Origin of the sequence: Paractinoplanes rishiriensis (genome assembly GCF_016862375.1) — a bacterium.
Lineage (GTDB): Bacteria > Actinomycetota > Actinomycetes > Mycobacteriales > Micromonosporaceae > Actinoplanes > Actinoplanes rishiriensis.
Genome location: NZ_BOMV01000069.1, coordinates 192,460 through 218,034 on the forward strand (window position 1 = coordinate 192,460; position 25,575 = coordinate 218,034).

General features: G+C 71.3%; 24 protein-coding genes and 1 pseudogene. 6 read left to right on the plus strand and 19 right to left on the minus strand.

The genetic code is table 11. The features are described 5' to 3' along the window. Positions 1–17: 17 nt before the first annotated feature. Both Ari01nite_RS32960 and Ari01nite_RS32965 read left to right on the plus strand, forming a co-directional pair. Entirely contained in the window at positions 18–887 is an 870-nt protein-coding gene (locus Ari01nite_RS32960; protein WP_203786138.1) for a SatS C-terminal domain-containing protein, read from the plus strand. Between the two features lie 62 nt (positions 888–949). Then, complete coding sequence (locus Ari01nite_RS32965) at positions 950–3,439, plus strand: transposase (protein WP_203786139.1); 2,490 nt, start codon at positions 950–952, stop codon at positions 3,437–3,439. Between the two features lie 220 nt (positions 3,440–3,659). Here Ari01nite_RS32965 and Ari01nite_RS32970 read toward each other — a convergent pair whose 3' ends face one another. Continuing rightward, positions 3,660–4,322, minus strand: a complete 663-nt coding sequence (locus tag Ari01nite_RS32970) for a 4a-hydroxytetrahydrobiopterin dehydratase (protein WP_203786140.1) — start codon at positions 4,320–4,322, stop codon at positions 3,660–3,662. Between Ari01nite_RS32970 and Ari01nite_RS51455 the strand changes: the two are divergent. Together Ari01nite_RS51455 and Ari01nite_RS50270 are read left to right on the plus strand one after the other, a co-directional pair. Beyond that, positions 4,321–4,653: pseudogene (locus Ari01nite_RS51455) on the plus strand (hypothetical protein); the annotation flags it as partial. The gene Ari01nite_RS32970 and the pseudogene Ari01nite_RS51455 overlap by 2 nt on opposite strands. Before the next feature lie 83 nt (positions 4,654–4,736). Next, positions 4,737–5,051 carry an HAD family hydrolase gene (locus Ari01nite_RS50270; protein ID WP_239163234.1) on the plus strand — a complete coding sequence of 105 codons (315 nt, stop codon included), beginning with the start codon at positions 4,737–4,739 and terminating at the stop codon, positions 5,049–5,051. Positions 5,052–5,104: 53 nt separating this feature from the next. Here the strand turns inward: Ari01nite_RS50270 and Ari01nite_RS32980 are convergent, their stop codons facing one another. The 5 genes from Ari01nite_RS32980 to Ari01nite_RS33000 all read right to left on the minus strand — a co-directional run bounded on the left by Ari01nite_RS32980 (position 5,105) and on the right by Ari01nite_RS33000 (position 11,613). Beyond that, the gene (locus Ari01nite_RS32980) at positions 5,105–5,710 is read right to left on the minus strand and encodes a GTP-binding protein (protein ID WP_203786141.1); all 606 of its coding nucleotides are present in this window, start codon (positions 5,708–5,710) and stop codon (positions 5,105–5,107) included. Next, entirely contained in the window at positions 5,691–6,071 is a 381-nt protein-coding gene (locus Ari01nite_RS32985; RefSeq protein WP_203786199.1) for a DUF742 domain-containing protein, read from the minus strand. The genes Ari01nite_RS32980 and Ari01nite_RS32985 overlap by 20 nt, the downstream gene beginning before the upstream one ends. A gap of 99 nt (positions 6,072–6,170) precedes the next feature. Next, positions 6,171–6,575, minus strand: coding sequence for a roadblock/LC7 domain-containing protein (locus Ari01nite_RS32990; RefSeq protein WP_014447580.1), 405 nt, complete (start codon positions 6,573–6,575; stop codon positions 6,171–6,173). Next, on the minus strand, positions 6,572–10,126 hold the full coding sequence (locus Ari01nite_RS32995) for a sensor histidine kinase (RefSeq protein WP_203786142.1): 3,555 nt from the start codon (positions 10,124–10,126) through the stop codon (positions 6,572–6,574). The genes Ari01nite_RS32990 and Ari01nite_RS32995 overlap by 4 nt, the downstream gene beginning before the upstream one ends. Before the next feature lie 404 nt (positions 10,127–10,530). Continuing rightward, the gene (locus tag Ari01nite_RS33000) at positions 10,531–11,613 is read right to left on the minus strand and encodes an adenosine deaminase (RefSeq protein WP_438872260.1); all 1,083 of its coding nucleotides are present in this window, start codon (positions 11,611–11,613) and stop codon (positions 10,531–10,533) included. 26 nt (positions 11,614–11,639) lie between these two features. On the opposite strand from Ari01nite_RS33000, the gene Ari01nite_RS33005 reads away from it, so the two are divergent. Further along, a complete protein-coding gene (locus Ari01nite_RS33005; RefSeq protein ID WP_203786143.1) occupies positions 11,640–12,443 on the plus strand; it encodes a putative RNA methyltransferase in 804 nt (267 codons plus the stop codon). A gap of 4 nt (positions 12,444–12,447) precedes the next feature. Here Ari01nite_RS33005 and Ari01nite_RS33010 read toward each other — a convergent pair whose 3' ends face one another. The 9 genes from Ari01nite_RS33010 to Ari01nite_RS33050 all read right to left on the minus strand — a co-directional run bounded on the left by Ari01nite_RS33010 (position 12,448) and on the right by Ari01nite_RS33050 (position 21,923). Then, positions 12,448–13,128: a DUF4272 domain-containing protein gene (locus tag Ari01nite_RS33010; protein ID WP_203786144.1), complete on the minus strand. Its 681-nt coding sequence runs from the start codon at positions 13,126–13,128 to the stop codon at positions 12,448–12,450. A gap of 6 nt (positions 13,129–13,134) precedes the next feature. Next, positions 13,135–14,412, minus strand: coding sequence for a thymidine phosphorylase (locus tag Ari01nite_RS33015; protein ID WP_203786145.1), 1,278 nt, complete (start codon positions 14,410–14,412; stop codon positions 13,135–13,137). A 12-nt stretch (positions 14,413–14,424) separates the two neighbouring features. Continuing rightward, entirely contained in the window at positions 14,425–15,138 is a 714-nt protein-coding gene (locus Ari01nite_RS33020) for a cytidine deaminase (RefSeq protein WP_203786146.1), read from the minus strand. A gap of 35 nt (positions 15,139–15,173) precedes the next feature. Further along, entirely contained in the window at positions 15,174–16,433 is a 1,260-nt protein-coding gene (locus Ari01nite_RS33025; RefSeq protein ID WP_203786147.1) for an ABC transporter permease, read from the minus strand. 2 nt (positions 16,434–16,435) lie between these two features. Continuing rightward, positions 16,436–17,698 (minus strand): ABC transporter permease, encoded by a 1,263-nt coding sequence (locus Ari01nite_RS33030; RefSeq protein ID WP_203786148.1) that lies wholly within the window; start codon positions 17,696–17,698, stop codon positions 16,436–16,438. After that, complete coding sequence (locus Ari01nite_RS33035; RefSeq protein WP_307837802.1) at positions 17,695–19,194, minus strand: ABC transporter ATP-binding protein; 1,500 nt, start codon at positions 19,192–19,194, stop codon at positions 17,695–17,697. The genes Ari01nite_RS33030 and Ari01nite_RS33035 overlap by 4 nt, the downstream gene beginning before the upstream one ends. Positions 19,195–19,335: 141 nt before the next feature. Then, a complete protein-coding gene (locus Ari01nite_RS33040; RefSeq protein WP_203786149.1) occupies positions 19,336–20,430 on the minus strand; it encodes a BMP family lipoprotein in 1,095 nt (364 codons plus the stop codon). Positions 20,431–20,627: 197 nt separating this feature from the next. After that, a complete protein-coding gene (locus tag Ari01nite_RS33045) occupies positions 20,628–20,906 on the minus strand; it encodes an SCO4848 family membrane protein (RefSeq protein WP_203786150.1) in 279 nt (92 codons plus the stop codon). 30 nt (positions 20,907–20,936) lie between these two features. Beyond that, positions 20,937–21,923, minus strand: coding sequence for a hypothetical protein (locus Ari01nite_RS33050; RefSeq protein ID WP_203786151.1), 987 nt, complete (start codon positions 21,921–21,923; stop codon positions 20,937–20,939). Between the two features lie 100 nt (positions 21,924–22,023). Between Ari01nite_RS33050 and Ari01nite_RS33055 the strand changes: the two genes are divergently transcribed. Next, positions 22,024–22,611, plus strand: a complete 588-nt coding sequence (locus Ari01nite_RS33055) for a TetR/AcrR family transcriptional regulator (protein ID WP_203786152.1) — start codon at positions 22,024–22,026, stop codon at positions 22,609–22,611. Here Ari01nite_RS33055 and Ari01nite_RS33060 read toward each other — a convergent pair. Genes Ari01nite_RS33060 through trpS form a run of 4 tightly spaced genes read right to left on the minus strand, consistent with a single transcriptional unit; the run spans position 22,608 to position 25,520 of the window. After that, positions 22,608–23,003: a hypothetical protein gene (locus Ari01nite_RS33060; RefSeq protein WP_203786153.1), complete on the minus strand. Its 396-nt coding sequence runs from the start codon at positions 23,001–23,003 to the stop codon at positions 22,608–22,610. The two genes, Ari01nite_RS33055 and Ari01nite_RS33060, sit on opposite strands and share 4 nt — an antisense overlap. A gap of 7 nt (positions 23,004–23,010) precedes the next feature. Beyond that, the gene (locus Ari01nite_RS33065; RefSeq protein ID WP_203786154.1) at positions 23,011–23,922 is read right to left on the minus strand and encodes a YihY/virulence factor BrkB family protein; all 912 of its coding nucleotides are present in this window, start codon (positions 23,920–23,922) and stop codon (positions 23,011–23,013) included. Between the two features lie 35 nt (positions 23,923–23,957). Continuing rightward, complete coding sequence (locus Ari01nite_RS33070) at positions 23,958–24,491, minus strand: 2'-5' RNA ligase family protein (RefSeq protein ID WP_203786155.1); 534 nt, start codon at positions 24,489–24,491, stop codon at positions 23,958–23,960. 6 nt (positions 24,492–24,497) lie between these two features. Next, the gene (gene trpS, locus Ari01nite_RS33075; protein WP_203786156.1) at positions 24,498–25,520 is read right to left on the minus strand and encodes a tryptophan--tRNA ligase; all 1,023 of its coding nucleotides are present in this window, start codon (positions 25,518–25,520) and stop codon (positions 24,498–24,500) included. Positions 25,521–25,575: the final 55 nt, after the last annotated feature.

Sequence of the window (25,575 nt, forward strand, 5' to 3'; positions counted from 1 at the left end):
CATCCCCGGAGGTCACCGTGACCAGCCAGTCCGACGAGCCCGAGGCGTCCACGCCCGTGGCCGAGAAGTCCGCTGCCGGGCTCTCCGGGACAGACCTCTGGGACGACGTCCGGATCGAACCGGTCGAGATCGCACTGCCCGGCGGCGTCGGGCTCACCCTGCGCGCCTACCGGATGTCGTCCGAGCTCACCCCGACCGAGATCGACGCCGAAGAGGAGGACCTGTTCGACGCCCGCAAGCGCGGCGCCGTCGACGATGACGAGGAAGAGGTCATCGTCGACGAGGAATACCAGGCGTTGCTCGCCGAGGGCGAGGACGACCCCGACGCCAAGGCGGCCGACGAGCCCGACCCGGCAGAGTTCGAGGACGAGAAGGACGAGGCCGACAAGAAGCCGGCCGATGAGGAAGTACCCATGTTCCTCAGCCACAAGGGCCGTCTGCTCGCCTTCAAGACGCCCGAGTCGCTCGTCTCCTTCATTCGTTCGGGTGCACCGCACGATCTCGCACAACTCGACACCTGGGACACCCTGGCCGAGCGGATACAGTCGACCGACATCGACCCGCAGGCAGAGGACCGCTACGAGCTCGACCTCGTGGTGGAAAATCTGCGCGGCGGGCACGACACCTGGGACCTGCCGTTGCTCATCGCCGCCGGTGAGGTGGCCCGCGACCTGGGATTTGCGCTCCGGCTCAAGCCCGTGATCCTCGCCCTGTCGCCCGGCTCGCCGCTCGATGACCTGGACGAGTCCCTCCGATCCGCGGAGAGCGGTGGCATGGGTGGATTCTTCGGTCGGCGCCGCTTGAAGAAAATCGGGGCACAACAGGCAAGTCTCGGGTGGCGCTCCGTAATCGGCAAGATCTCTGCTGCTGTGGACTGGCGCGACTGACCCCTCACCAGGGACCATCAGTGCTTGGCCAAAACAGCTCTCCCGGGGAGGAGGACGACGCCGTGGCGCTCGTGCGCGTGTACTGCGGTCTGGCGTCGGCTGATGATTCGGTCCGCGGGGGTTCACCCGCGTTCCTGACCATCGCCGTGGTGGATGACGCAGGCCGGCTGCTCGGCGTTCACGAGATCAGCGACGACCCGGGCGGCTATGCCGAGCTGGGGATGCTGCTCGTGGAACGGACGAGCGGGTTCACCGACGCCGCGGTGGCCGCCGACAGCGACGACCATCTGGTCACGTCGCTGCTGACCGCGGCGGGACGGCCGCTGGTGGTGACCGATGACGACACCACCGACGACTTCGCCGAGCGCTTCGCCGACGACGACTCGGTCGAGGAGATGCAGGCCCCGCCGGCCGCCCGCCGGGCGGTCGGCCTGGCCCGGGCACTCCAGGCCGGCGCCATCGCCGCGGTCACCCTCCCCACCCCGCGCGACCTGGTGAGCTACAAACCGGTGCTGGCCGCCCACGTGGCGCTGCTCGGCGGCCGGCACGCCTCCGCGGTGGCGCTGCGCGAGGTGCTCCGCGAGCTCTATCCCGCGGCCCTGCGGGCATACCCCGACCCCGCGCACCCGCTCGCCCTCGCCGTGCTCGACGCCCTGCCCGAGCCGGGCCGCCTCACCGTGGCCGGCAACGACACCGAGCGGATGGCCGAGCAGATCGCCGCCGACCTGATCCGGTCCGGGGCCGGCAGCGACGACGAGATCATCTCCGCGGTCACCGCCCTGCACGTGGCGATCAGCGAGTCGCCCCGGCGCGGCGGCGTCAACAAGTCGCTCGCGCCCGCCGCCGCCAACACGGTCCGCCAGGCGATCGCCGCGGTCCGTTCCTGCGACGCCGCCTGCGCCTCGCTCATCGGCACCATCGCGGCCCGCAGCGGCATGTCCGCCACCGGCACGGCCACCCGCCGCCGCCCGGTCGAGCCGGCGCCGCTCCAGCCGGTCGCCCACGGTGACCGCGGACGCCGCGGCCGCCGCGAGCCGGTCAGCGCCGGCAACGGCCCGGTCATGCCGCGCCCGATGACCACGCCGCCGGTCGCTCCGGACCCGCTGAACGCGCCCCCGCTGGCACCCCGGCCGGTCAGCACCCGGCCGGCCGCCGCGCAGCCGTCCGCTCCGGCGGCCGCCGCGGCCTTCCCCAACCGCGCACCCGCACCGAGCAACCGCCCGGTGTCGGTGCCGCCGCCTCCGCCCGGCATGACGCCGATCACGCCCGGCTCCCGGCCGATGCCGGGGTCGCGCGCTCCGATGCCGTCGGCACCGGCATCGTCCGCGCCGGCCGCCTCGGCCGCGCCGTCGATGATGCCGCCGGCCCCGCTGTCGCCGGCGTCGATGCCGCCGCCGCCCACGAGGTCGCCGGCCGCTTCCCTCTCGCCGGCGTCCGTGTCCCCCGCCGAGAGCGGTCAGCCGTTCCGGGCCACGCTCACCAACGCGGCGATCAACAGCGCCCGCGCCGAACGCCAGCGCACGGTGATCCCGCCCCGCTCCAACCGGCCGGCGGCCCCGTCGTCGTCGCCCCCGTCCTCGCTGGGCTCGTCCTCGCTGGGCTCGTCAACAATGGGCTCGTCAACAATGGGCTCCTCGTCGAGGGGCTCGTCGTCGATGGCACCCTCCTCGCTGGCCTCGTCGTCGCCGGCCGGTGGCAGCGCCACCGACTACTCGCTGCCGATGCCGGCCCCACGGCAGATGCCCGAGCCGACGCCCGAGCCCGGCTCGCGGGCCAACTGGCCGCTTCTCAACACCGGCGGCGACGACCCGGGCGCCGCCCCGGCCGCCTCGGTCAGCTCGCCGCCCGGTGACAACGGCCGGGTCAAGCCGCCGTGGCAGGACATGCCCAAGGAGCCGCCGGCCCTGCGCCTGGTCGACTCGCAGCTGCGCGGTGCCAGCAGCCTGGACGCCACGGTCACCGACCTGCCGGCGATCAGCGGCACGCCCCCGCTGCGCCTGATCGACGGCGACAGCCGCCGTCCCGGCGCCATGCCGCGGCGCAACGGCACCGCGCCGGGCACCAGCACCACCACGCTGACTGCCCTGGACCGCAGCACCACGCCGCCGGTGCCCGCCGACGGCAACGACGGCGACCTGCTGATCTTCGCGGCCGCCCGCTCGGCCTGGTTCACCGGCCACGACGACTCCTCGTCGTCCAACCTGGACTGGACCAACCCGAACGACAGCGGCTGGAAGGCGGCCCAGCGCGCCGCCACCCCGTCGATCGCCGCCGAGACCCCGGCCGGCCTGCCCAAGCGCGTCCCGCAGGCCAACCTGGTGCCCGGCTCCCCGCTGCGCGACGAACGCCCGCTGCGCATCGTCCGCGACGCGGCCAGCATCGCCGCACACACCACGGGCTACTTCCGCGGCTGGCGGCGAGGCCAGGAAATCGGCGGCTTCGCCATGGGCGGCCGTCCGGGCCGCGAGTCCGCCGGCGGCTGGGACTTCACCCGCGACGGCCAAGGCGCCGACGAATACCGCAACGACAACGCGGGCTACAGCACCCGCTGACCAGGGTCCGAAACCGGCTCGTCTCGCCCCACGCGAGGCGGGCCGGCACCGTTCTCGCGCAGGCCATCGCCGGCGACCCGCGCGGGCTCCGGCTCGACACCGGCCTCGCACAGCAGGTCTCGCAGACGCTGCTTGACGTCGATCTGGCGTCCAGGGACTTCCGCTCCGACGCGGCGTCCTGGCGTGCAAACCTCCGGGTCTCCCAGCGCCGGCGCGATGATCAGGACGCGGGAGCGCGGTCCTGCCAGGTGCACAGGCAGACGCGGTTGCCCTCCGGGTCGGCCAGTACCCAGAAGCTCGGTGCCTCCTCGTCGCTGACCAGCGTGCCGCCGGCCGCGAGGGCCGCGTCGATGCGGGGCTGCGCCTCGGCCGGGTCGACCCAGATGTCCGGGTGCCAGCGCTGGCGGGGCTCCTCGCTGCCGGACTCCTGGAACCAGATGGTGGGCAACAGGCCGGCCCGGTCCCGCAGTTCGTCGTCGAAGTCCGGGCCGCTGGCTGGTTCGGCGGCCCACACCGCGGCCCAGAACGGCAGCACCGACTTGGCGGCCGGTGTGTCCAGGGCCAATTCCAGGCGGGCCACCCCGGTCAGCGTCAGCGGCACCCCGGCGCCCGCCGCGATCTCGGCTATGGCACGGGCCAGGCGGATGTCGCGTTCGGTGACCCCGCCCGCGTCGTGGCTGGTGAGGCGCACGTCGACGTGGGCGTAGCGCAGGTCGACATCGGGGTGGTGGTTCATCTCCTCGGCGGCCGCGCCGATCGCGTTGACCAGGGTCAGGCCGGTCGTGAAGTCCCTCGTCTCGAGGCGCGTCTGCAGGCCGTTGATCAGAAGCGCCCAGCCGGTCAGGCCCTCGGCGGCGATCTGCGGTCCAGTGAGCTTGGTCATGTCACCATCCTGCCCCTCCGCTTGGCATCATGACGCGGTGCGCGCGGTGGTCTTCGACTTCTTCGGAACGCTTACCGATCCGGGCGCCGAGGCCGGCCGGCAGCAACTCTACGAGGCGACCGGCGCGGCCCTCGGCATACCAGGTCATCGGTTTTGGCAGGTGATGGGCGGCAGCTTCGCGGACCGGATCGTGGGTCGCCACGGCGGCACCCGGGAGACACTGCTGGCGATGGCCCGGCAATGCGGCGCCGAACCCACGGCCGGCCAGTTGGACGCGGCGCTGGCTCTGCATCTGGCCGCCGCCGAGCGGGTCCGGCCGCCCCGGCCGGGGGTTCTCGACCTGCTCGACCGCCTGCGCCGGGACGGCTACCGGATCGGGCTGCTCAGCGACTGCTCCAGCGAACTCTGCGAGGCGTGGCCGCAGACGCCGTACGCCGCCAGAATCGACGCCGCGGTGTTCTCCTGGCAAGAGGGGGGTACCGCAAGCCCGATTCGCGGCTCTACGCGGCTGTCAGCGGGCGTCTCGGGGTCTCCCCCACCGAGTGCTGGTATGTCGGCGACGGCGGGAGCCGGGAACACGACGGCGCCCGCCGGGCCGGGATGCGCCCGGTGCTGGTCACCAACGCGGCCTACCCGGGGGCCGCCGGCCTGCGCGCCGACCCCGACACCTACCGTCCGGAGCTGGTGATCGACGATCTCGCCGGGCTGCCGGCCCTCATCGGCCGTTGACGGGCGCGCAGAAGCCCCGCTCCGGCCGGTCGGAGCGGGGCTTCTACCGAAGGTCAGGCGGGCGCTACCGCGCGCGAGCGACGCATCGTCAGCACATACTCGACGAGCGAGATGAGGACGTTTTTGGTCGACTCGCGGTTACGGGCGTCACAGCTCACCACCGGCACGTCACTGGAGATCGCGAGAGCGTCCCGGACGTCTTGGGCGTTGTGGTACTGCATGCCGTCGAAGCAGTTGATCGCCACCAGGTATGGGAGGCGACGATGCTCGAAGAAGTCGATGGCGGCGAAGCAGTCGGCGAGACGACGCGTGTCCACCATGACCACGGCACCGATCGCACCCCGCACCAGTTCGTCCCACATGAACCAGAACCGCGTCTGGCCCGGCGTGCCGAACAGGTAGAGGATCAGATCACGGTCGATGCTGATTCGGCCGAAGTCCATGGCGACGGTGGTCGTCATCTTGCCCGGAACCTGCCGGTTGTCGTCGACACCCACACCGGCCGAGGTCATGATGGCCTCGGTGGTCAGCGGGGTGATCTCCGAGACCGACCCGACGAGCGTCGTTTTACCGACGCCGAACCCACCGGCGATGACAATCTTCGCCGATGTCACGCGCCCCGCAGCGGGACGGTGCGACTCAGAGCCTGCGAAGTCCACTCAGCACCCTTTCCAGCAGTTCCGTGCCTACCGCGTCGGTCTCGTCTTCCAGCGAGGTGGGCTCATACACCGCGACAAGGCCGTCGTGGGCCATGTCGGCGACGAGCACTCGAGCCACACCGAGCGGCAGTTGCATGCGTGCGGCGATCTCGGCGAGCGACTGCACACGGCCGCCGTCGCACATAGCCGCGATGTACTGATGCTCGCTTCCACCCTGCCCGCCGCGGATCATTCCTGATCGACCGCGCACGGTTGTCTCGACCAGCGCTTCCAGCGCTATCTCAAGCTTCGGCCGGGTCCGACCGCGGGTCACGGCGTACGGCCTGACCAGCGCGCCGGTCGGCTCATCGCGCTCGGGCATCGTCACAGCTCACCCCTTCCTCGAACCCTAGAAGTGTCTCTTGTCGTCAATGTTTTGGACAGTCGCCGGCCGAGCTGTCGAGGCCGGTCCACCGCCCGTTCAGCCGAGGACCCCGGCCGCCGACCGCGGCGCCGGGGTGAGTGCCTCGCCGACCCGGTCGACGAGGAGGGCCATCTCGTAGCCCACCTGGCCGACGTCACAGCTGCGCGCCGCAAGCACCGCGAACGACGAACCGTCGGAGATCGACATCAGGAAAAGGAATCCGTTGTCCATCTCGACGACCGTCTGGAGAACCGCGCCGCCCTCGAAGCACCGCGCGGCGCCCTGGGTGAGGCTGACCAGGCCGGAGGCGATAGCCGCCAGCTGGTCGGCACGGTCACGCGGTAGGTCCCGCGATGCTGCCAGGAGCAGACCATCGGCGGAGACCGCGATCGCATGTGCGACTCCGGGAACGCGGTCGGCGAAGTTGGCCAGAAGCCAACCGAGATCCTGCGTAGATGTCATGCCTCATGCTCCTTGCCAGCCTGCGAGGACTGCTGCCCTCCCGGAGTCTCCTCCGGGTTGGTCGATTGTTCCTTGGTGCGACCGCGCTGCACACCCCGGTGGTACGCGGACAGGAGTCCGCGGACACCCTCGGGGGTACGACGCTGGACGGAGTTACCGCCCCGGTCGACACCGCCGGGTACGAGCTGCGCCATGGGGGTGCGCTTGGGCAGCCCTGCGTTCGTGGTCGACTCGACCGAGCGCTCGGCGGCCGCCGCAGCAGCCTCCCAGCCCTCGTCGGCCGCGGTGCGCCATGGGTTGGTCGCCACGCCACCTGCCGAGCCATTCGAACCGTAGCCGTTCGCCGCGCCGACGCCCACCGTCGCGGGGTCCATTTCGCGGGTTTCGGGCGAACCGGCCTGGTGTGGCACGCCAACCGTACGAGCCGGCTCACCGGTCGAAATCCGCTGTGTGGTCACCGTTTCGTCGCCGGCACCGGTGGTGGCCCGATCGGCCGGCTGGGCGGTCGTGGTGGTGAACCAGGCCGACTCCAACTCGCGGAAGATCGGCAGTTCCATCGTCTCGTCGGTGTACTGGCCCTGGGCCTCGCGCTGCCGGGCGGCCTGCGCCGCGGCGATCTGCGCGGCGGCCGTGGCCTGTGCCGCGGCAGCCTCGGCGGCGGCCGCCTCGTGCGCGGCCTTGGCCGCGGCGGCAGCCCGCTGCGCCTCGGTCTGCGGCCCGCCCGAGGTGGGCATGCCGGACACCGGCGCGGACGACGGGATCGGCGCGGTCTGCGGGTTGGTCGGGCGCTCCACCTGCGGCTGCTGCTGGGTCGCGTCGGGCCGGTACCGCGGGATCTCGGCGGTCATGTCGAGCGCCGCGGCCAGACTCTCCGGCACGTGCGGTGCCGCGTTCGGGTCGCGCTCCGGAGCCGGCGGCCAGGCCGGCGGCGCGGACGGCGACGTCGGAGCGCCGGAGACCGGGGTCTCGGCGGACGGCGGCACCGAGGTCGGCCGGGCGTACGGCGGCGCGGACGGCACCGGCGGCGCGGAGACCGGCGGTACCGGCGGGGCCGACACCGGCGGGACGAACGTGCCGCGGCCCTGGTTTTCCGGGTTGGCCGGAAGCTGGCGCGGGATGCTGGCGCCGAAGCCGCCGTCGCCCTCACGGGTCTCGGTGGTGCGGCGCGGCAGCCCGTCCGGGCCGGCGAAGCCCTGCGGGCCGGACGGCGACACCGGACCGGACGGCAGCGGCGGGATCGGCTCGTTGCTGCGCGGGCCGTAGAAGCCGTTGGCACCGTTGGTGTTGTTGCCACCGGTGCCGTTGCTGCCGCCGTTGAGCAGGCCGTTAGGGCCGAAACCGTTGCCGTTGGAGCCCGGCGCGCCGGTGAGGTCGGACCAGGCCGGCACCGCGCGGCCACCGCCGGTGCCGAGCATGCCACCGTTGTTCATCGGCGGGTTGGGGTCGAACGGGCGGCCACCGGGGTAGCCACCGCGACCACTCTCCAGGGCGAGCGGCTCGGGCATGGCCGGGCGGGCGGGCGGGTTGGCCACCGCCGGCTGCGGCGGCCGGCCACCGACCGCGGCGCCCGCGATCAGGACCTGGACCGGCATGCTGACCTCGGCCACCGTGCCGCGCTCGGCGTCGGCCGGCCGGAGCTCGACCTTGACACCGTGCCGGTTGGCCAGCCGGGCGACCACGACCAGGCCCATCATCCGGGAGACGGCCACGTCCACCATGGGCGGGTTGGCGAGCCGCTCGTTGAGGTCGCGCAGTTGCTCGCGGCTGATGCCGATGCCGCGGTCCTCGACCGAGAGCAGCGCGCCGTCGCCCAGCCGCCGGGCCTCGACGATGACCGTCGAGTTGGGCGGGGAGAACGCGGTCGCGTTGTCGAACAGCTCGGCGACCAGGTGGACCATGTCGTTGACGGCGTGCGCCGCCACCTCGATGTCCCGGTCGATCATGCCGAACTCGATGCGGGTGTAGTGCTCGACCTCGGACTGCGCGGCACGGAGCACGTCGATCAGGGCGGCCGGCTCGCGCTGCACACGGGTGGAGTCGGCGCCGGCGAGAACCAGGAGGTTTTCGTCGTTACGGCGCATCCGGGTGGCCAGGTGGTCGAGCTGGAACAGCTCGGCCAGGCGGTCCGGGTCTTCCTCGCCGCGCTCCAGCCGGTCGAGGTGACCGATGAGCCGGTCGACCAGGATCTGCGAACGACGGGCCAGGTTGACGAACATCGTGGCGACCGAGGAGCGGAGCGCGGCCTGCTCGGCCGCGGTGCGTACCGCCTCCAGGTGGACCGCGTTGAACGCCTCGGTCACCTGGCCGAACTCGTCCCGGCTGCGTACCGGCAGCGGCTCGGCGATCTGGTCGGCCACCTGGGCCGGGGTGAGCGAGCTGGACAGCGCCGGGTCACGCAGCCGGCTCACCGCGTGCGGCAGGCCGAACTGGGCCACCGAGAGCGCGCCCTGCCGCAACTCGCGCAGCGAGCGGGCCATCGACCGGGCCACCAGCCAGGCGAACAGGATGGCCAGCAGCAGCATCGCGAGCAGCACGCTGGTCTCGACGAAGACCCGGCGGTTCACGTTGTTACGCAGCTCGGTCGCCTGGGCCACGATGTCGGCGTCCATCTTTTGCTCGACCTGGCGGAAGAGCTTGTTGTAGCCGGTCATCGCCGCCTCCCAGGACTGGGAGTCGAACGGGATGTTGCTGGTGTTGGCGCCCTGCAGGGACTGGAGCTGACCGGTCAGGTTGGTCGCGGCGCGGCCGTCCGGAACGTCCTTGATCCGCTCGAAGAGCTGCTTCTCGCTGTCGGTGCCGACCGTCTGGAGCGTGGTGCCGGCCAGCTGGAAACCGGTGTCGGTGAGCAGGAACTTGCGGCGCAGGGTGGCGTTGAAGTCGCCGTCGCCGAGCACCTCGTGGCCGACGTTGCGCTGCTGGGCGGCGTACTCCTTGGCGCGGGCCACGGCGGCCACGGCGCGCAGGTGATCGCTCAGCGAGGTGTCGGCGGCCAGCTGGGCCGAGGCGTCGCGGACCGAGAGAAGGTCGTCGATCAGGTTGTTGTAGGTGTCCTCGACGTCGTCGACCTTGAGCTTGCCGTTGGCGATCTGGCTGCGCTTGGCCGGCAGGTCCTCGAGGTTGCGGTCGAGCCGCAGCAGCAGCGTGCCAACTTTGGCCGGTACGTCGTCGAGCGCGGCCTTCTGCTGGGAATAGGGCACCTTGGCCTGGTCGACCTGTGCGTGCTCCTCGTTGTAAGCCTTGAGCGAAGCCGCACGGACCGGACTCTTCGGGTCATTCGTCACGAGCATCACGCCGAAAGCGCGTTCGTTCTGCAGGTGGTCGACGAGACCGCCGGCGGCCTCGGACAGCACCGACAGGTTTCGCGCGCGCTCCGCGTTGCTGGCCTCTTCGATGTGGTCGACCAGGCCGCTGACGCCGACGATGATCGTCGCCAGGGTGGGCACCAGCATGATGAGGCCGAGCTTCGACCAGATCGGCAGGTCTCGCAGCCGATCGGCCGGCCGACGGAGACGCGACATGACGCCGGTCGCCGTCTTGGGGCGCTTGCTCACGTCACCGTCCTCCTGATTCGGGCCCGGCCTTCGGGTCGCCGGACACCGCACGGCCGACTGCCGCGTCGGGCCCCCGAGATTCCATCACGACGAGTGTCAAAGAGAAAGAGCAGGCGGACACGGACCGGTTGTGTGACGGAATGTTGCTCCGTCGCAGTTGGACTTCGCCGGTTCGATATCACTACCTGTGCAGGCATGTATCTCTCTGTGTCACTCCGCCGATCGGCGCGGCTCGGGGGTGTCGCCAGCCGATCGGGCCCGATCGTAATGGATCGCGGCAGGACAGACGATGGCGCGGTCCCGGCTCCAGAGCAAGGTGAGATGCCGGATTTTGCAGTGTTTGTAGGGACCATTCTGACCGAACGGATGATCGGCCCCACCGAACCGCCAGGCCCGGCGGGGAGTCAGGCGAGCAACTTGGCATATGCCGGCTTGATCACCTCGTCGATGATCGCGAGCCGCTCGTCGAACGGGATGAAGGCGGACTTCATCGCGTTGATGGTCAGCCAGCGCAGTTCCGCCCAGCCCCAGCCGAACGCCTCGCAGAGCAGTGCCATCTCGCGGGACATCGAGGTGCCGCTCATGAGCCGGTTGTCGGTGTTGACCGTGACCCGGAACCGGAGGTCGTGCAGCAGGCCGATGGGGTGCTCGGCGATCGAGCGGGCGGCACCGGTCTGCACGTTCGACGAGGGGCACAGCTCGAGCGGGATCCGCTTGTCCCGGACGTAGGCGGACAGCCGGCCCAGCACCGCACCCTCGCCGCGGTGGCCGGTGATGTCGTCCACCAGGCGCACGCCGTGCCCCAGCCGGTCGGCCCCGCACCACTGGATGGCCTGCCAGATCGACGGCAGCCCGAACGCCTCGCCGGCGTGGATGGTGAAGTGGAAGTTCTCCCGCTGGAGGTACTCGAACGCGTCCAGGTGCCGGGTGGGCGGGAAACCGGCCTCGGCGCCGGCGATGTCGAAGCCCACCACGCCCTGGTCCCGGTAGCGCACGGCCAACTCGGCGATCTCCTGCGAGCGGGCCGCGTGCCGCATCGCGGTCAGCAGCACACCGACCCGGATCGGCCGGCCCTGCGCGGCCGCCTCGGCGGCGCCGTCGACGAACCCGGAGTTCACCGCGTCGACCACCCGATCCAGGGTGAGGCCGCGCTCCAGGTGCTGTTCCGGGGCGTAGCGGACCTCGGCGTACACGACGCCGTCGGCGGACAGGTCGAGCGCGCACTCCTTGGCCACCCGATGCAGCCCCGCCTCGGTCTGCATGACCGCCACCGTGTGCGCGAACGTCTCCAGGTACCGTTCCAGCGAGCCCGAGTCGGCCGCCGCCACGAACCACTCACCGAGCGCCTGCGGATCGCCGGCGGGCAGGGGGTGTCCTATCGCGTCGGCCAGTTCGAGGATGGTCGCGGGGCGCAGACCACCGTCCAGGTGGTCGTGCAGCAGCGCCTTCGGTGCCTTGACGATGTCGGAGTGCATGAGTGCGGCCATCAGCCGAGCTTAGGGGGCCGGACCGAATGATCGATGGAGCAATCCCGTATCTGCGGTGCCCGGTTTGCGAACAGTCGCTGGCTCGCGCCGAACGGGCACTGCGCTGCCCCCGCGGGCACAATTTCGACCTGGCCAGGCAGGGGTACGCGGACCTGAGCGCTGGCCGGCTGCCGCACGTCGGCGACACCGCCGACATGGTGGCCGACCGGGCCGCGTTCCTGGCCGCCGGGCACTACGACTTCATCGGGTCGGCGCTGGCCGCGGCGGCCGCCACCGACGGCCTGGTGGTGGACGCCGGCACCGGCACCGGTGACTACCTGGCCCGGGTGCTGGCGGCCGCACCAGCGGCGACCGGGCTGGGGCTGGACGTGTCGAAACCGGCACTGCGCCGGGCCGCCCGCTGCCACCCCCGGGCCGGTGCGGTGCTGGCCGACCTGTGGCGCCCGCTGCCGATCGTGGACGGGGCGGCCGCGGTGATCCTGGACGTGTTCGCCCCGCGCAACGGCGCCGAGTTCCGCCGCGTCCTGCGCCCGGACGGCCGCCTGCTGGTGGTCACGCCCGCAGCCGGGCACCTGCACGAACTGGTGGCGGCGCACGGGCTGATCCGGGTCGCACCGGACAAGGCGGCCCGGGTCCGCGAGGCGCTCGACGACCACTTCGCGGTGGAGTCGGTCACCGCCCTGGAACACAGCCTCGACCTGAGCGCCGCCGAGGCCCGCACGCTGATCGGCATGACGCCGAGCGCGCACCACGTCCCGGTGGCGACGCTGCCCACCGCCGCGGTCAAGGTGACCGCCGCGGTCGACCTGACCGTCTATCGGCCGCGCTGACCAGCTAGACCGACAGGTCCACCTCTTCCCACTCCGGGGGCTTGTCGTGGTACGGGCCGTGGAAGATCACCGCCCACTCCAGGGCCCACCGGCGCTGGCCGATCGCGTTCGCGTTGATCTCGCCCGGCAACCGCATGCCGACGCGTTCCGACTCCTGGAACGCCCAGTCCAGGCAGTAGTAGAGGTCGAGCAGGACGGCCGCCTCGACCGGGTCGCGCGGCGACATCAGCGACCGGGAGCGCCAGCTCACGAACGTCTCACCGGCCGGCAGATCGGGCATCTGCGACATCATCCGGCCCTCCGGCGGGGCCGTGGGGTCGAGGTGCCGGCTCAGGCCGAGCAGCCAGGCCAGCGCGAAGACCGCGTCGTGGTGCAGCACGAAGGACCGGTGATCGCCCTTGGCCCCGATCACGAACTGCCACTCGGGCGGTGTGACCAGATCGACCAGGTGCGCGGCCAGCAGCCAGCTCATCGCGATCTCGGTGGGCATGCCGAAGCACCGCGCCACGACCACGTGCAGCACCGCGGCCCGCGCCTCCAGGTCGGCGGTCGGGCGCAGCTCCACCGTGTCGCCCAGCTCCCAGATCAGCGGGAATCCGGGCGGTGGCACCGGCAGGCCCAGGCGCGCGACTTCGTCGAGGCTGGCCTCGCGGACCGCGCGCGGGTCGGGTGCGGCCTTCGTCATGGTGCGTCAGGCTATGCGGTCCAGTACCAGCTGTGTAAGGGCGGGCGGGGCATCGCCGACCGTCACTGCCTGAGCTGCGGTTTCCCGGGCCGGGGCGAGCCGGGCCGGATCATCGGTGCGCAGCTCGAACAGCGCGTCGCCGGCGCGTACCGGATCCCCTGGTTTGACCTTCAACACGACCCCGGCACCGAAGCTGACCGGATCCTCCTTACGGGCCCGGCCGGCGCCCAGGCGCCAGGCGGCCACCCCGATGCCGTACGCGTCCACCGCGGTCACCACGCCGTCCGCCGCCGCCCGCACCACCTCGGTCTCGCGCGCCACCGGCAGCGGCGCGTTCGGGTCGCCACCCTGCGCCCGGATCATCCGCCGCCAGGTGTCCATGGCGGCACCGGACGCCAGCACCTGGGCGGGATCGGCGTCCAGCCCGGCCGCGGCCAGCATCTCCCGGGCCAGCGCCAGGGTCAGCTCCACCACGTCGGCCGGACCGCCGCCGGCCAGCACCTCGACCGACTCGGCCACCTCGACCGCATTGCCGACCGCCAGCCCGAGCGGGGTGTTCATGTCGGTGAGCAGGGCGATCGTGGTGACGCCGCTGTCCTTGCCGAGCTGCACCATGGTGGCGGCCAGCTCGCGGGCGGCGGTCAGGTCCTTCATGAACGCGCCGGAGCCGACCTTGACGTCGAGGACCAGCGCCCCGGTGCCCTCGGCGATCTTCTTGCTCATGATCGAGCTGGCGATCAGCGGAATGGCCTCGACCGTGCCGGTCACGTCGCGCAGGGCGTACAGCTTGCGGTCGGCCGGCGCCAGGCCCTCGCCGGCCGCGCAGATCACCGCGCCGACGTCGTCGAGCTGCCGCTTGAACTCGTCGTTGGCCAGCGACGCCCGCCAGCCCGGGATCGACTCGAGCTTGTCCAGGGTGCCGCCGGTGTGCCCGAGCCCGCGCCCGGACAGCTGCGGCACGGCCGCGCCGCAGGCCGCCACCAGCGGGGTGAGCGGCAGGGTGATCTTGTCGCCGACGCCGCCGGTGGAATGCTTGTCGGCGGTCGGCCGGGTCACCGTCGACAGGTCGAGCCGCTCCCCGCTGGCGATCATCGCGGCGGTCCACCGGGCGATCTCGCCGGCCTCCATGCCGCGCAGCAGGATCGCCATGGCCAGGGCCGACATCTGCTCGTCGGCCACCACACCGCGGGTGTACGCGTCCACCACCCAGTCGATCTGGGCGTCGCTGAGCCGGTGGCCGTCCCGCTTGGCCCGGATTACGTCAACTGCTGCGAACTCGGTCATCGGGGCCTCTCGTCAGTCCTGCTGCCACCGGTCGGGGATGCCCTCCGGCGGTTCTCCCTCGCCGGCCCAGGTCAGGCCGCCGTCCGCGGCCACCACCACGATCCGCGGGGTGCGCACCTGCCCCCAGGCCACCGCCTCCGCCGCGGTCGGGAAGTTCGGGCCCTCCTCGAGCACGCCCTTGGCGACGTCGCTCTCCTGCGGGCTGCCGCCGGACCGCTCCCAGTACCCGGTCCAGACCGTCGCGCCGCCGGACAGGTCCGGGTGCACGAAAACCGTCCCCCGGCCGCGCCACTTGGCCAGCGCGGCCGGCACCTCGGGCCCGGACGCCGGCCCGTTCACCTTGTCGAGGTCCTCCGGGCCGAACGCGTGTGGCAGCAACTCGGCCATGGTGAGCGGCCGCGGCACGGCCTCGACCAGGCAGTCCGCGCCGCCGTGCTCCCAGAGCAGCTGACGGCAGCGCCCGCACGGCATCAGCGGGTTGCCGTTGGCGTCCACGCAGGAGACCGCCACCAGCCGCCCGCCACCGGTCGCCGCGAGCGAGCTGACCAGCCCGCACTCGGCGCACAGCCCGACGCCGTAGGAGGCGTTCTCCACGTTGCAGCCGACGACCACCCGGCCGTCGTCCACCAGCCCCGCCACCCCGACCGGGAAGTCGGAGTACGGCGCGTACGCGTGCCGCATGGCCTCGATGGCGGCCGCCCGCAAGGCGGCCCAGTCGATCTCCATGCCGCCGATTCTGCCCCACTCCACCCGCGGGCCGGTCAGCTCTTGGTGTACGGCACGCCGTCCGCCGCCGGCGCACGCACCCGGCCCACCAGGCCGGCCACCGCGATGATGGTGGCGATGTACGGCAGCATGTTGAGGAACTGGTTGGGCACCGGGCTGCCGGCCACGCTCAGATAGAACGCCAGCTTCTGGGCGAACCCGAAGAACAGCGCCGCGCCCAGCGCCCCGAACGGGGTCCACCGCCCGAAGATGAGCGCGGCCAGCGCGATGAAGCCGGCGCCCGCAGTCATGTTCTTGTTGAAGGCACCGGTCGAGACCAGCGTGAAGTAGGCACCGCCGGCACCCGCGATCAGGCCGCCCAGCAGCACGTTGACGTAGCGCAGGCCGCGCACCCGGACGCCGACCGTGTCGGCCGCCGTGGGGTGCTCGCCGACCGCGCGGGTACGCAGGCCCCAGCGGGTCCACTTCAGCGCGAAGTGGATCACCACCACCAGAATCAGGGCGGCCCAGACCAGCAGGTGGGTGTGGAACAGCACCGGGCCGATGACCGGGATGTCGGACAGCAGCGGCACCTCCCACCGGGGCAGCGGCGGCGGCTGGTTGTACTTCAGCGCGTCCGGCTGCATCAGGCGCTCGTACAGGAACCCGGTCACGCCGAGCGCGAACAGGTTGAGCACGATGCCGACCACCACCTGGTCGACCAGGAAGCGGATGGCCAGCACGGCCAGCATGGCGGCGATGATCACGCCGCCCACCATCGCGCTGACCAGGCCGGCCCAGACGCTGGTGGCGAGCGTGCCGATCAGCGCGGCGCCGAACGCGCCCATCAGGAACTGGCCCTCGATGGCGACGTTCACCACGCCGGAGCGCTCGCCCAGCACGCCGGCCAGCGCGCCGAGGATCAGCGGCAGCGCGTACTCGAGGCTGCCGCTCATGGTGTCGACCAGCGGCAGGAACTTGCCGGCCACCTGCCAGCACAGGAAGGAGAGCACGAACGACGCGATGCCGCAGCTGAGCAGCGCGGTCTGCCAGCGCGGCGCCCGGCCGATCAGCATGATCACGCCCAGCACCACGGTGAGCAGGCCGAAGATGATGGTGCCGACCTGCCCGTTGATCGACAGGGCGGCGCCGCTGGCGTCCGTGCTCAGCGTGAAGCGGGCCGTCGCGGACTCGGCCACCGAGCCGAACACCAGGGTCGCCAACAGGCCGATGGCGGCGATGCCGGCGCCGAGGCGGCGTTCCCGGTTCCAGAACCGGTCCGGCGCCGCAACCTCAACGGTCGTCGTGGTCGACATGGTCACCAGCCCTTCGCCATCGAGGCGCCGAGCCGTGCGGACCGGGCGGCGCGGAGCTGGAAGATCGCCTTCACCAGAGCGGGGGCGGCGATGAAGATGACGATGAGGGCCTGCAGCACGGTCACCAGTTCGAGCGAGATGCCCACGTCGACCTGCATGAGGTTGCCACCGGCTCGCAGCGCCCCGTACAGGATCGCGGCGAACAGCGTGCCCCACGGCCGGTTGCGACCGAGCAGGGCGACCAGCAGCCCGTCGAAGCCGATGTTGCCGGCCACCTGGGCGGTGAGCTTGTCGGCGGTGCCCAGCACCTGGGTGGCGCCGCCCAGGCCGGCGAGGGCGCCGGCGACAACCATGAGGAGGGTGTACGTCTTGGCGACGCTAATTCCGGCGGTCTTGGCGGCCGGCGGGTTGACGCCCACCGCGCGCAGCTCGAAGCCGAACGCCGACCGGTTGATCAGCCAGGCCACCCCGGCCGTGGCCAGCACCGCGAACACGATGCCGAGGTGCATCCGCAGCGGCGCCGGCATCGAGGTCAGCGCGGCCGAGCTGTCGATGGTCTTGCTGATCGCGTCGGACCGCTCCGGGTCCTGCACGCCGGGCTGGAGGATGAGCCAGCTCAGGAACAGCAGCGCGGTGTAGTTGAGCATGATCGTGGTGATCACCTCGTGCGCGCCGGTGCGGGCCTTGAGCAGGCCGGGTAGGAAACCCCAGAGCGCACCGCCGATCGCGCCGCCGAGCAGGGCCACCAGCATGTGCACGACCGGCGGCAGGCCGAACGCGAAACCGGCCACCCCGGCCACGACGCAGCCCAGGATCGCCTGGCCCTGGCCACCGATGTTGAACAGGCCGCCGCGGAACGCGATCGCCACCGACAGGCCGGTGAAGACCAGCGGCGCCGCGTAGGTGAGGGTCTCCGAGATCGGGTTGAGCGCCGCCTGCCAGGTGCCGGTGCCGTTGGCCCAGGCCTGCACCGCGGCCGGGTCGAAGATGGCGCCCTTGAACAGGTCGGCGTAAGCCGCGCTGATCAGCGTCCAGCTGGCTTCCACGGCGTCGCTCGGCCGGGCCGTGAAGTAGGCGAACGTGGCCAGCACGTTCGGGTCCGAGAGCGCGATCAGCACGGCGCCGATGACCAGCGCCAGGAAGATCGACAGGACGGTGACCGTCACGGTGTTGGCCGACCAGAGGTTGCGGAGGAAGAGGCTCAGGAACGCGTCGTCCGGCTTCTTGTCGTCCTTGGCCGGTGGCGCCTCGGTGTCGGTGCTCACTGGGGGTCTTCTTCCTGCGGGGCGGCGGCGGTCGGGCTTTCCGTGATGCCGGCCATCAGCAGGCCGATCTCCTCGCGGGGCATGTCGGGCGAGACCGTGGCGAGGACGCGGCCGCGGTACATCACCGCGATCCGGTCGGCCAGGCCGACCACCTCGTCCAGCTCGCTGGAGACCACGAGCACCGCGGTGCCGTTGTCCCGCTCGCGGATGATCTGGCTGTGGATGAACTCGATCGAGCCGACGTCCACGCCGCGGGTGGGCTGGCTGGCGATCATCAGGCGCAGCGGGCGGGACATCTCCCGGGCCACCACGACCTTCTGCTGGTTGCCGCCGGACAGGGTGCCGACCGTGGCCTCGGGTGACGAGGTACGGATGTCGAACTGGGTCACCCGTTCCCGGGCCGACTCGACGATCGCCTTAGGGTTGAGCCGCACCGCGTTGCCGAACGGCGGCCGGTCGTACATGTCCAGAACCAGGTTTTCCGCGACGGTGAACTCCTTCACCACCCCGTCGAGGCTGCGGTCCTCGGGCACGTAGCCGACGCCGGAGCGCAGGATCCTCTTGGTGCCCATGCCGACCAGGCTCTCGCCGTCCAGCGCCATCGCGCCGGCCCGGATCGGGCGCAGCCCCATGATCGCCTCGACCAGCTCGGTCTGCCCGTTGCCCTGCACGCCGGCGATGCCGAGCACCTCGCCGGCCCGCACCTCCAGGTCGACGCCGTCGATCGCCCGGACCCCGCGGTCGTCGTCGACCACCAGGCCCGCGACCTTGAGCACCTCGCGTCCGGGTTCGGCCGGGCCCTTGCTGACCTCGAGGCTGACGTCCCGGCCGACCATCAGCGCCGCGAGCTCGTCCTCCGAGGTGTCCGGGGCCGCGGTTCCCACTGTTCTGCCCCGGCGGATCACGGTGATCCGGTCGGCGATGGCCTTGACCTCGCGCAGCTTGTGGGTGATGAAGACGATCGACTTGCCGGTCTCGGCCAGCGACCGCATCACGCTGAGCAGCTCGTCGGTCTCCTGCGGGGTGAGCACCGCGGTCGGCTCGTCCAGGATCAGCAGGTCGACGTCGCGGGTCAGGGCCTTGACGATCTCGACCCGCTGCTGCGCGCCGACCGGGAGGTTTTCCACCAGGGCGTCCGGATCGACCGGCAGCCCGTACTTCCTGGAGGTCTCCAGCACGTCGCGGCGGTTGCGGCGGCGGTCGAGGATGCCGAGCGGGCCGCCGCGGACCTCCTCGGCGCCGAGCGCGATGTTCTCCGCCACGGTGAAGACCGGTACCAGCATGAAGTGCTGGTGGACCATGCCGATGCCGGCCGCGATGGCGTCCCGGGGGCTGCGGAAGACCTTGGCCTCGCCGTCCACCAGGATCTCGCCCTCGTCCGGCTGGAGCAGGCCGTACAGCTGGTTCATCAGGGTCGACTTGCCGGCACCGTTCTCGCCGAGCAGCGCGTGCACCTCGCCCGGCTCGACCGTGATGTCGATGTGATCGTTGGCCACCAGGTCGCCGAAGCGCTTGGTGATGCCGCGCAGTTCGAGTCTCAGCGGATCTCCTCAGCTCGGGCGGACATGGGGAACCGCCGCCCGGCCGCGAGAGATTCTCGCGGCCGCGCGGCGGCCAGGATGTTACCTAGTAAATGCTCACTTGGGAGCGTTGGCGGACTCGACTTTCACGGTGCCCGCGATGATGTCGTCCTTGAGCTTCTCGACCTCGGCCTTGAGACCCGCGTCGACCTTGCTCTCGAACTGGTTGTACGGGGCCAGCGAGACGCCCTCGTTGTCCAGCGTGCCCAGGTAGCCGGGGCTGGCGGCGAGCGGCTGACCGGTGGCGCCGGCGACGACCGCCTGCTCCACCGCGTCGGTGATGTTCTTGACGACCGTGGTCAGGAACACGTCGCAGTACTGCGCGGCGCTCTGGCAGCCGTCCAGGTCGACCCAGATGACCGAGACCTTGCCGGAGGAGCCCTTGGCCACGTCGGCCGCGCCCAGGCCGGTGCCGCCGGCGACCGGGAAGATGATGTCGGCGCCCTGTGCCACGAACGTGTTGGTCAGCGCCTTGCCCTTGGCCGGGCTGGCGAAGTCGTCGGTGAAGCTGCCGGCCTGCTTGGCCTTGTCCCAGCCGAGCACCTGCACGCTCTTGCTCTTGGTCTTGTTGTAGTGCGCCACGCCGTCGGCGAAGCCGTCCATGAAGATGGTGACCGGCGGGATCTTCAGGCCGCCGTAGGTCGCGACCTTCTGCGACTTCGAGTAGCCCGCGGCCAGGTAGCCGGCGAGGAAGGCGGCCTGGTGGGTGGCGAACTGCATCGGGTAGACATTGGAGCCGCTGCTGCCGCTGTCCACGATGCCGAACTGCTGGGTCGGGTTGGCCGTGGCGACCGCCTTGGTGGCGTCGCCCATGAGGCCGCCGACCGACAGGATGAAGTTGCACTTCTTGGTCACGAAACCGCGCAGGTTGGGCTCGTAGTCGGCCTCGGCGGTGGACGCCACGTACTTCGGGTCGACGTTGGGCGCCTGGGCCTTGGCGGCCTGCAGACCCGCCCACGCGGACGCGTTGAAGGACTTGTCGTCGATGCCGCCGGTGTCGGTGACCATGCACGCCTGGTAAGCGGCGGCGGCAGCGCTCGAGGAGCCACCGCTGGGAGTTTCGGCCGGGGCGTCGCCACAGGCGGCGGCGGCGAGCGTCAGCCCACCCGCCGCGAGAATCGCAACGATTCGCTTCCCACGTACTGGGCGCAAAACGCCCTCCTTCCAATGCACACCGACCGGCGTCGGTGAGTCTTCAGAATCGGGAGCGTAGCCGCAGGCCAGAACGGCGGCGGAGGTTTGTCCCGGACTGTTGGCGCACCGTTATCTCGCCGCAACCGGGACTCGCCTTGAACGTCGGTTTAGGTCAATCTACGAGTGAATTGCCCTGCTGGGGACGTAACATGCCGTTAATCTTGCGGCCTCGAAGGCGTACCGGCCACGGATTCTTCGGCGATTCGCCGCCGGCCCGAGGCCCGCCAGGCTCGCACTCCGAGCACGCCCACCACGGTTCCTATGGTCAGCGACGCGGCGATCAGCAGGGCATGGATCCAGAAGAACGCGGCCGGGGCTCCGTCGACGAAGGAGCGGTCGTCCCGATAGATCGCCAGCGCGAACCGGGGCCAGATCAGCCACGTCCACACCCCGACCGCCGTCAGGAAGACCGCCCATCGCCGCGTGATCACCATCGGACCACTATCCCAGCCCAGTCCGCCGGCTCAGCGCGCCGGCACCAGCTCCGGCGCGACCTCCGCCGCCACAACCGCCGGGCGCGGGCTCAGACCGCGGCGTCCGGCCAGGACCAAGACCAAACCACCGAGGGCGTACGCCGAGAGCACCGTCACCGCGGCCGCCGCGCCCTGACCGTCGAAATAGGCCACCGACCGCAGCAGCGTGCCGCCCGCACCGATCGGCAGCCACTGTCCGACCTCGCCCCACGGCTGGGGCAGCAGCTCGGGCGCCGCCGGAATGCCGGACAGCGCATTGCCGACCAGGAACATCACCACCGCACCGAGGGCCAGCCCGCCCCGGTCGAGCACCGCGGCCAGCCCGGTCATGGCGGCCGCAACGGCCAACGTGGTCAGTGCCAGCGCGCCGGCCACCGCGAGGTAGGCACCGGGCAGAACGCCCAGCCAGTAGATCAGCACGGCGGCGCCGGCCAGCCCGGCCAGCCCGGCGTAGGCGAGCAGCGCGGCCAGCCGGGCCGCCCGCCGCGACACCAGGAGGAAGACCAGCACCCCGGCCAGCAGGCTGGTGATCGCCAGCGGCAGGAAGCCGGCACCGAACCCGGCACCGCGCGCGTCGTCCGGGTCGACCGGGACGACGTCGCGGACCGCGACATCCGGGCCGAGGCCGGCGGCGGCCTGGGTCAGCAGCTGGGCCACGGTGGGACTGGCGGCCGAGGCCACATGCACCTCGGGACCGGCCGGCGTGACCACGATCGCCCCGTACACCGCGCGGTCGCGGATGGAGGCGTCGGCCGCGGCCGGGTCGGCCACCGTGGTGATCACGAACGCGCCCGGGTGGGCGGCGGCCAGCTGCGCCGCAACCTGGGCCGCGACCTGCGGCGGGCCGGCCACCGCGACCGGCAGGTCCCGCGGGGCCAGATTGGCGGCCGGCCCCGCGAACAGCGGGATGAGCAGGGCCTGCACGGCGACCACCGCGACGGCGATGAGGACACCGAGGGCCACTGGGGTGCGGCGCATCTCGTACTCCTTAAAACGAATGTTCGTTCTTTATTGACATCAGAGTGCGCCATGGGCCACAGCTTCGTCAAGAACGAGCGTTCGTTTTACACTGTGCCCCGTGCCACGCGTATCCGAAGACCATCTCCTCGCCCGCCGCGAGCAGATCCTGACCGCGGCCCGCACGTGCTTTCTGGCCAAGGGTCTGCACAACACCTCGATGCAGGACCTCATCCAGGAGGCCGGGCTGTCGGTGGGCGCGGTCTATCGCTACTTCAAATCCAAGAACGAGATCATCAACGCCATCGCGGACACCGTGGTGGGCGGCATCACCCAGCACATCGACGAGGTGGCCGAGCGGCGGCTGCCGATGGTCGACTCGCTCGACGCGATCCTCATCGCGATCGAGACCCAGATCATCGGGGGCGGGAACCTGCCGATCGCGCTCCAGATGTGGGGCGAGGCGACGCTCGACCCGACGATCGGCGAGATCGTCAAGGAGCGCTACTCGGGCTTGCGGAACAGCGTGCGGACGCTCGTGGCGCACGCGGTGGAGGACGGCGAACTGCCCGCCGGCACGGACGTGGACGCCGTCACCACGGCGTTCTTCTCCCTGATTCCCGGCTATGCGCTGCAGCGACTGCTGACCGGCGTGCCCGACCGGGCCACCTACCTCGCCGGGGTGCGTGCCCTGATCGGCCGCGCCTAAGCCGGCTCGGCTACCAGCCGGGCCGCGATCCGGGCCCAGCCGGCGCGCACCTCGGCCTCGGTGGGTGCCCGGCCCGGGCGTACCCGCCTGGTCTCGTAGTCGTCGTCGCCGTCCGGGTCCTCCACCTGGTCCTCGGCCGCAGCCCGGGCCAGTTCCACCTCGTCTCTTATCGCCTCCGCGTCGGCCCTCGGCAGCAGCGGCTCGACCACCGCCATGAGGTCCTCGTCGGCGACAACCGCCTGGGCGAGCGCGAGAGCGTGGGCCCGCTCGTACGGTCCGCAGACCACCGGCTCCCAGTCCTCCTCGTCGCCCAGCGACCCGATCGTGATGACCCAGGGAAGGTCGGCCACCGGCGAATCGACCGGCAGGTCCAACGTCACGAGTGTGCCCACGCGCCCATCATTCCGGGCGGCTGTGCCGAATCCAGGTGTTTTGCCCCACCGGGGTATTTTTATCGTCAGCTGAGAGATCCACCACGCGGCCGTGCGGACTGGTCGCCGCCCAGGCCGCGCCGAACAGCAGAAGTTGATTGAAGACGTACAGGTAGACCAACACGCCGACGGCCGAGCCCACCAGACCGTAGGCCGGGTTGCGCTGCACCAGGCCGACGAACGACTTACCCACCGTGTTCAGCAGGGTGATGCCGAGGCCGACCTGGAGCACCGGCGGGGCCAGCCGGCGCACCGTCATCCGCAGCCGGGGCACGGCGGCCAGCAGCGCGGCGGCCAGGATCATGTTCACCGCCGCGGTGAGCAGCAGGCTGATCAGCGACTGAATGGCGCCCTCGGCCAGCCAGGTCGCCAGCAGTTCCAGGCCGTACACGGCGAGTTGGGACAGGGTCAGCAGCAGCAGGATGCCGATCAGCACCAGCAGGTCGAGCGCCTGCCGGATGCCGATGTAGCCGGGCTGCTCGGGGACCTGCCAGATCAGCCGCTGCGAGGAGCGGATCGCCTCGACCCAGGCGATGCCGGTGAAGGTCAGGCCGATGATGCCCACGATGCCGACCGTCCGGCCGCTGTCCAGGATCGCCTGCAGGTCCAGGAACGGCAGGTTCTGCCGGAGGAAGTCGCGGACGATGTCGAACAACTCGTCGTTGTTGGTGAGCAGGATGCCGAAGATCGAGTAGCCGATCAGCAGCAGCGCGAAGACCGCGAAGAAGCCGTAGTACGCGATCGCCGCGGCGAGTCGTCCGCCCTGGAGATCGGTGTAGCGCAGCACGGCGCGGCAGAAGTGGTCGAAGTAGCGCGATCGATGCCGCAGGCGCATGATCCGCGACTCGGCGGCGTCATAGGCCCGATCGATCGCATTCACGCGGCGACCGTAACCGAATTTACGACGAAGGTGGCTCAGGCGCCCAGCGGGAAGTCGCGGCGGGGACGCCACGGGCCCTCGCCGCCGTGCGAGAACAACGTGAACGCGGTGACGTGGAACTTCGCCGAGAAGCCGGCCAGATCCTCGAAGACCGCGTCCAGCGCATCGGCCGGCACGTCCTGCGCCACCGTGACGTGGGGGTGGTAGGGGAACCGCGCGTCCCGGTTGACGTCCGCGGCCGCGGCGATCGCCTCGGCCAGCAACTCGCACTCGCTGATGCCGACCGCGAGGGTCACGAACACCACCTCGGTGATCGGCCGGAACGTGCCGGTGCCGCGCAGGTTAATGGTGAACGGCTGCTGCCCGGCGGCCACCGCCTCAAGGTGTTTCTCGACGGCGGGCAGCGCCTCGGTGGCCACCTCGGTGGGACCGAGCAGCGTGACGTGCGCCGGCGTGTAGGCCGCCTGCGGATCACCGGCCTCGGCCCGCCGGCGGGTCAGCGCACTGCCCCACGGCTCGGGGATGTCGATGGCGACGCCGATCCGCGTCGTCGGGGCACCGTGGACCACGTCGGGTCAGGCCTCGCGGGCCGGGCTGAGAAAACCCACGTTGTGGTACGCGTTGGCGAGCGTGACCGCGGCGACCGCGCGGGCCTTCTCGGCGCCGATCGCGAGCACCTTGTCGAGGTAGCCCGGGTCCTCCAGGTAGGCGCGGGTGCGCTCCTGGACCGGCCGGACGAAGTCCACCACGATCTCGGCGAGGTCCTTCTTGAGGTCGCCGTAGCCGCGTCCCTCGTACTGCTCCAGCAGTTCGTCTATGGTCCGCTGGGTCAGCGCCGCATAGATGGTCAGCAGGTTGCTGACGCCGGGCTTGTTCTCCTCGTCGTAGAGGATCTCGCGGCCGGTGTCGGTGACCGCCGATTTGATCTTCTTGGCCGAACGGGCCGGGTCCTCGAGCAGCTCGATGATGCCGTTCGGCGACGAGGCAGACTTCGACATCTTGGCCGTCGGGTCCTGCAGGTCGGTGATCTTCGCGGTGTCGCGCACGATGTAAGCCGACGGGACCGTGAACGTACGGCCGAACCTGGTGTTGAAACGCTGTGCCAGGTCACGGGTCAGCTCGAGGTGCTGCCGCTGGTCCTCGCCGACCGGCACCTGGTCGGCCTGGTAGAGCAGGATGTCGGCGGCCTGCAGCACCGGGTAGGTGAACAGGCCCACGGTCGTGGTGTCGGCGGCCTTGGCCGACTTGTCCTTGAACTGGACCATGCGCCCGGCCTCGCCGAAGCCGGTGATGCAGCTCATCACCCAGCCGAGCTGGGCGTGCTCGGGCACGTGCGACTGGACGAACAGCGTGCACCGCTCCGGGTCGAGCCCCAGGGCCAGCAACTGAGCGGCCGAGATGCGGGTGCGGTTGCGCAGCGCGAGCGGATCGTGGCCCATGGTGATCGCATGCAGGTCGACCACACAGTAGAAGGCGTCGTGCGTGTCCTGCATGGCCACCCAGTTACGCACCGCGCCCAGGTAGTTGCCGAGGTGGAACGAATCGGCGGTCGGCTGGATGCCGGAGAGCACACGGGGTCGGCGGGCGGCGTCGGACATGAGCGCCATTGTGTCAGTCTCGTAGGGCGGTCGGCGAACCACCTGCCCCCGCGGG

Excerpts from the sequence above, each read along its gene's own strand:
- Ari01nite_RS32970 (WP_203786140.1), bottom strand. The coding sequence starts at position 4,322 with ATGACCAAGCTCACTGGACCGCAGATCGCCGCCGAGGGCCTGACCGGC.
- Ari01nite_RS32985 (WP_203786199.1), bottom strand. The coding sequence starts at position 6,071 with ATGCCCGAGCGCGATGAGCCGACCGGCGCGCTGGTCAGGCCGTACGCC.
- Ari01nite_RS32990 (WP_014447580.1), bottom strand. The coding sequence starts at position 6,575 with ATGACATCTACGCAGGATCTCGGTTGGCTTCTGGCCAACTTCGCCGAC.
- Ari01nite_RS33000 (WP_438872260.1), bottom strand. The coding sequence starts at position 11,613 with ATGGCCGCACTCATGCACTCCGACATCGTCAAGGCACCGAAGGCGCTG.
- Ari01nite_RS33005 (WP_203786143.1), top strand. The coding sequence starts at position 11,640 with ATGATCGATGGAGCAATCCCGTATCTGCGGTGCCCGGTTTGCGAACAG.
- Ari01nite_RS33010 (WP_203786144.1), bottom strand. The coding sequence starts at position 13,128 with ATGACGAAGGCCGCACCCGACCCGCGCGCGGTCCGCGAGGCCAGCCTC.
- Ari01nite_RS33015 (WP_203786145.1), bottom strand. The coding sequence starts at position 14,412 with ATGACCGAGTTCGCAGCAGTTGACGTAATCCGGGCCAAGCGGGACGGC.
- Ari01nite_RS33020 (WP_203786146.1), bottom strand. The coding sequence starts at position 15,138 with ATGGAGATCGACTGGGCCGCCTTGCGGGCGGCCGCCATCGAGGCCATG.
- Ari01nite_RS33025 (WP_203786147.1), bottom strand. The coding sequence starts at position 16,433 with ATGTCGACCACGACGACCGTTGAGGTTGCGGCGCCGGACCGGTTCTGG.
- Ari01nite_RS33045 (WP_203786150.1), bottom strand. The coding sequence starts at position 20,906 with ATGGTGATCACGCGGCGATGGGCGGTCTTCCTGACGGCGGTCGGGGTG.
- Ari01nite_RS33050 (WP_203786151.1), bottom strand. The coding sequence starts at position 21,923 with ATGCGCCGCACCCCAGTGGCCCTCGGTGTCCTCATCGCCGTCGCGGTG.
- trpS (WP_203786156.1), bottom strand. The coding sequence starts at position 25,520 with ATGTCCGACGCCGCCCGCCGACCCCGTGTGCTCTCCGGCATCCAGCCG.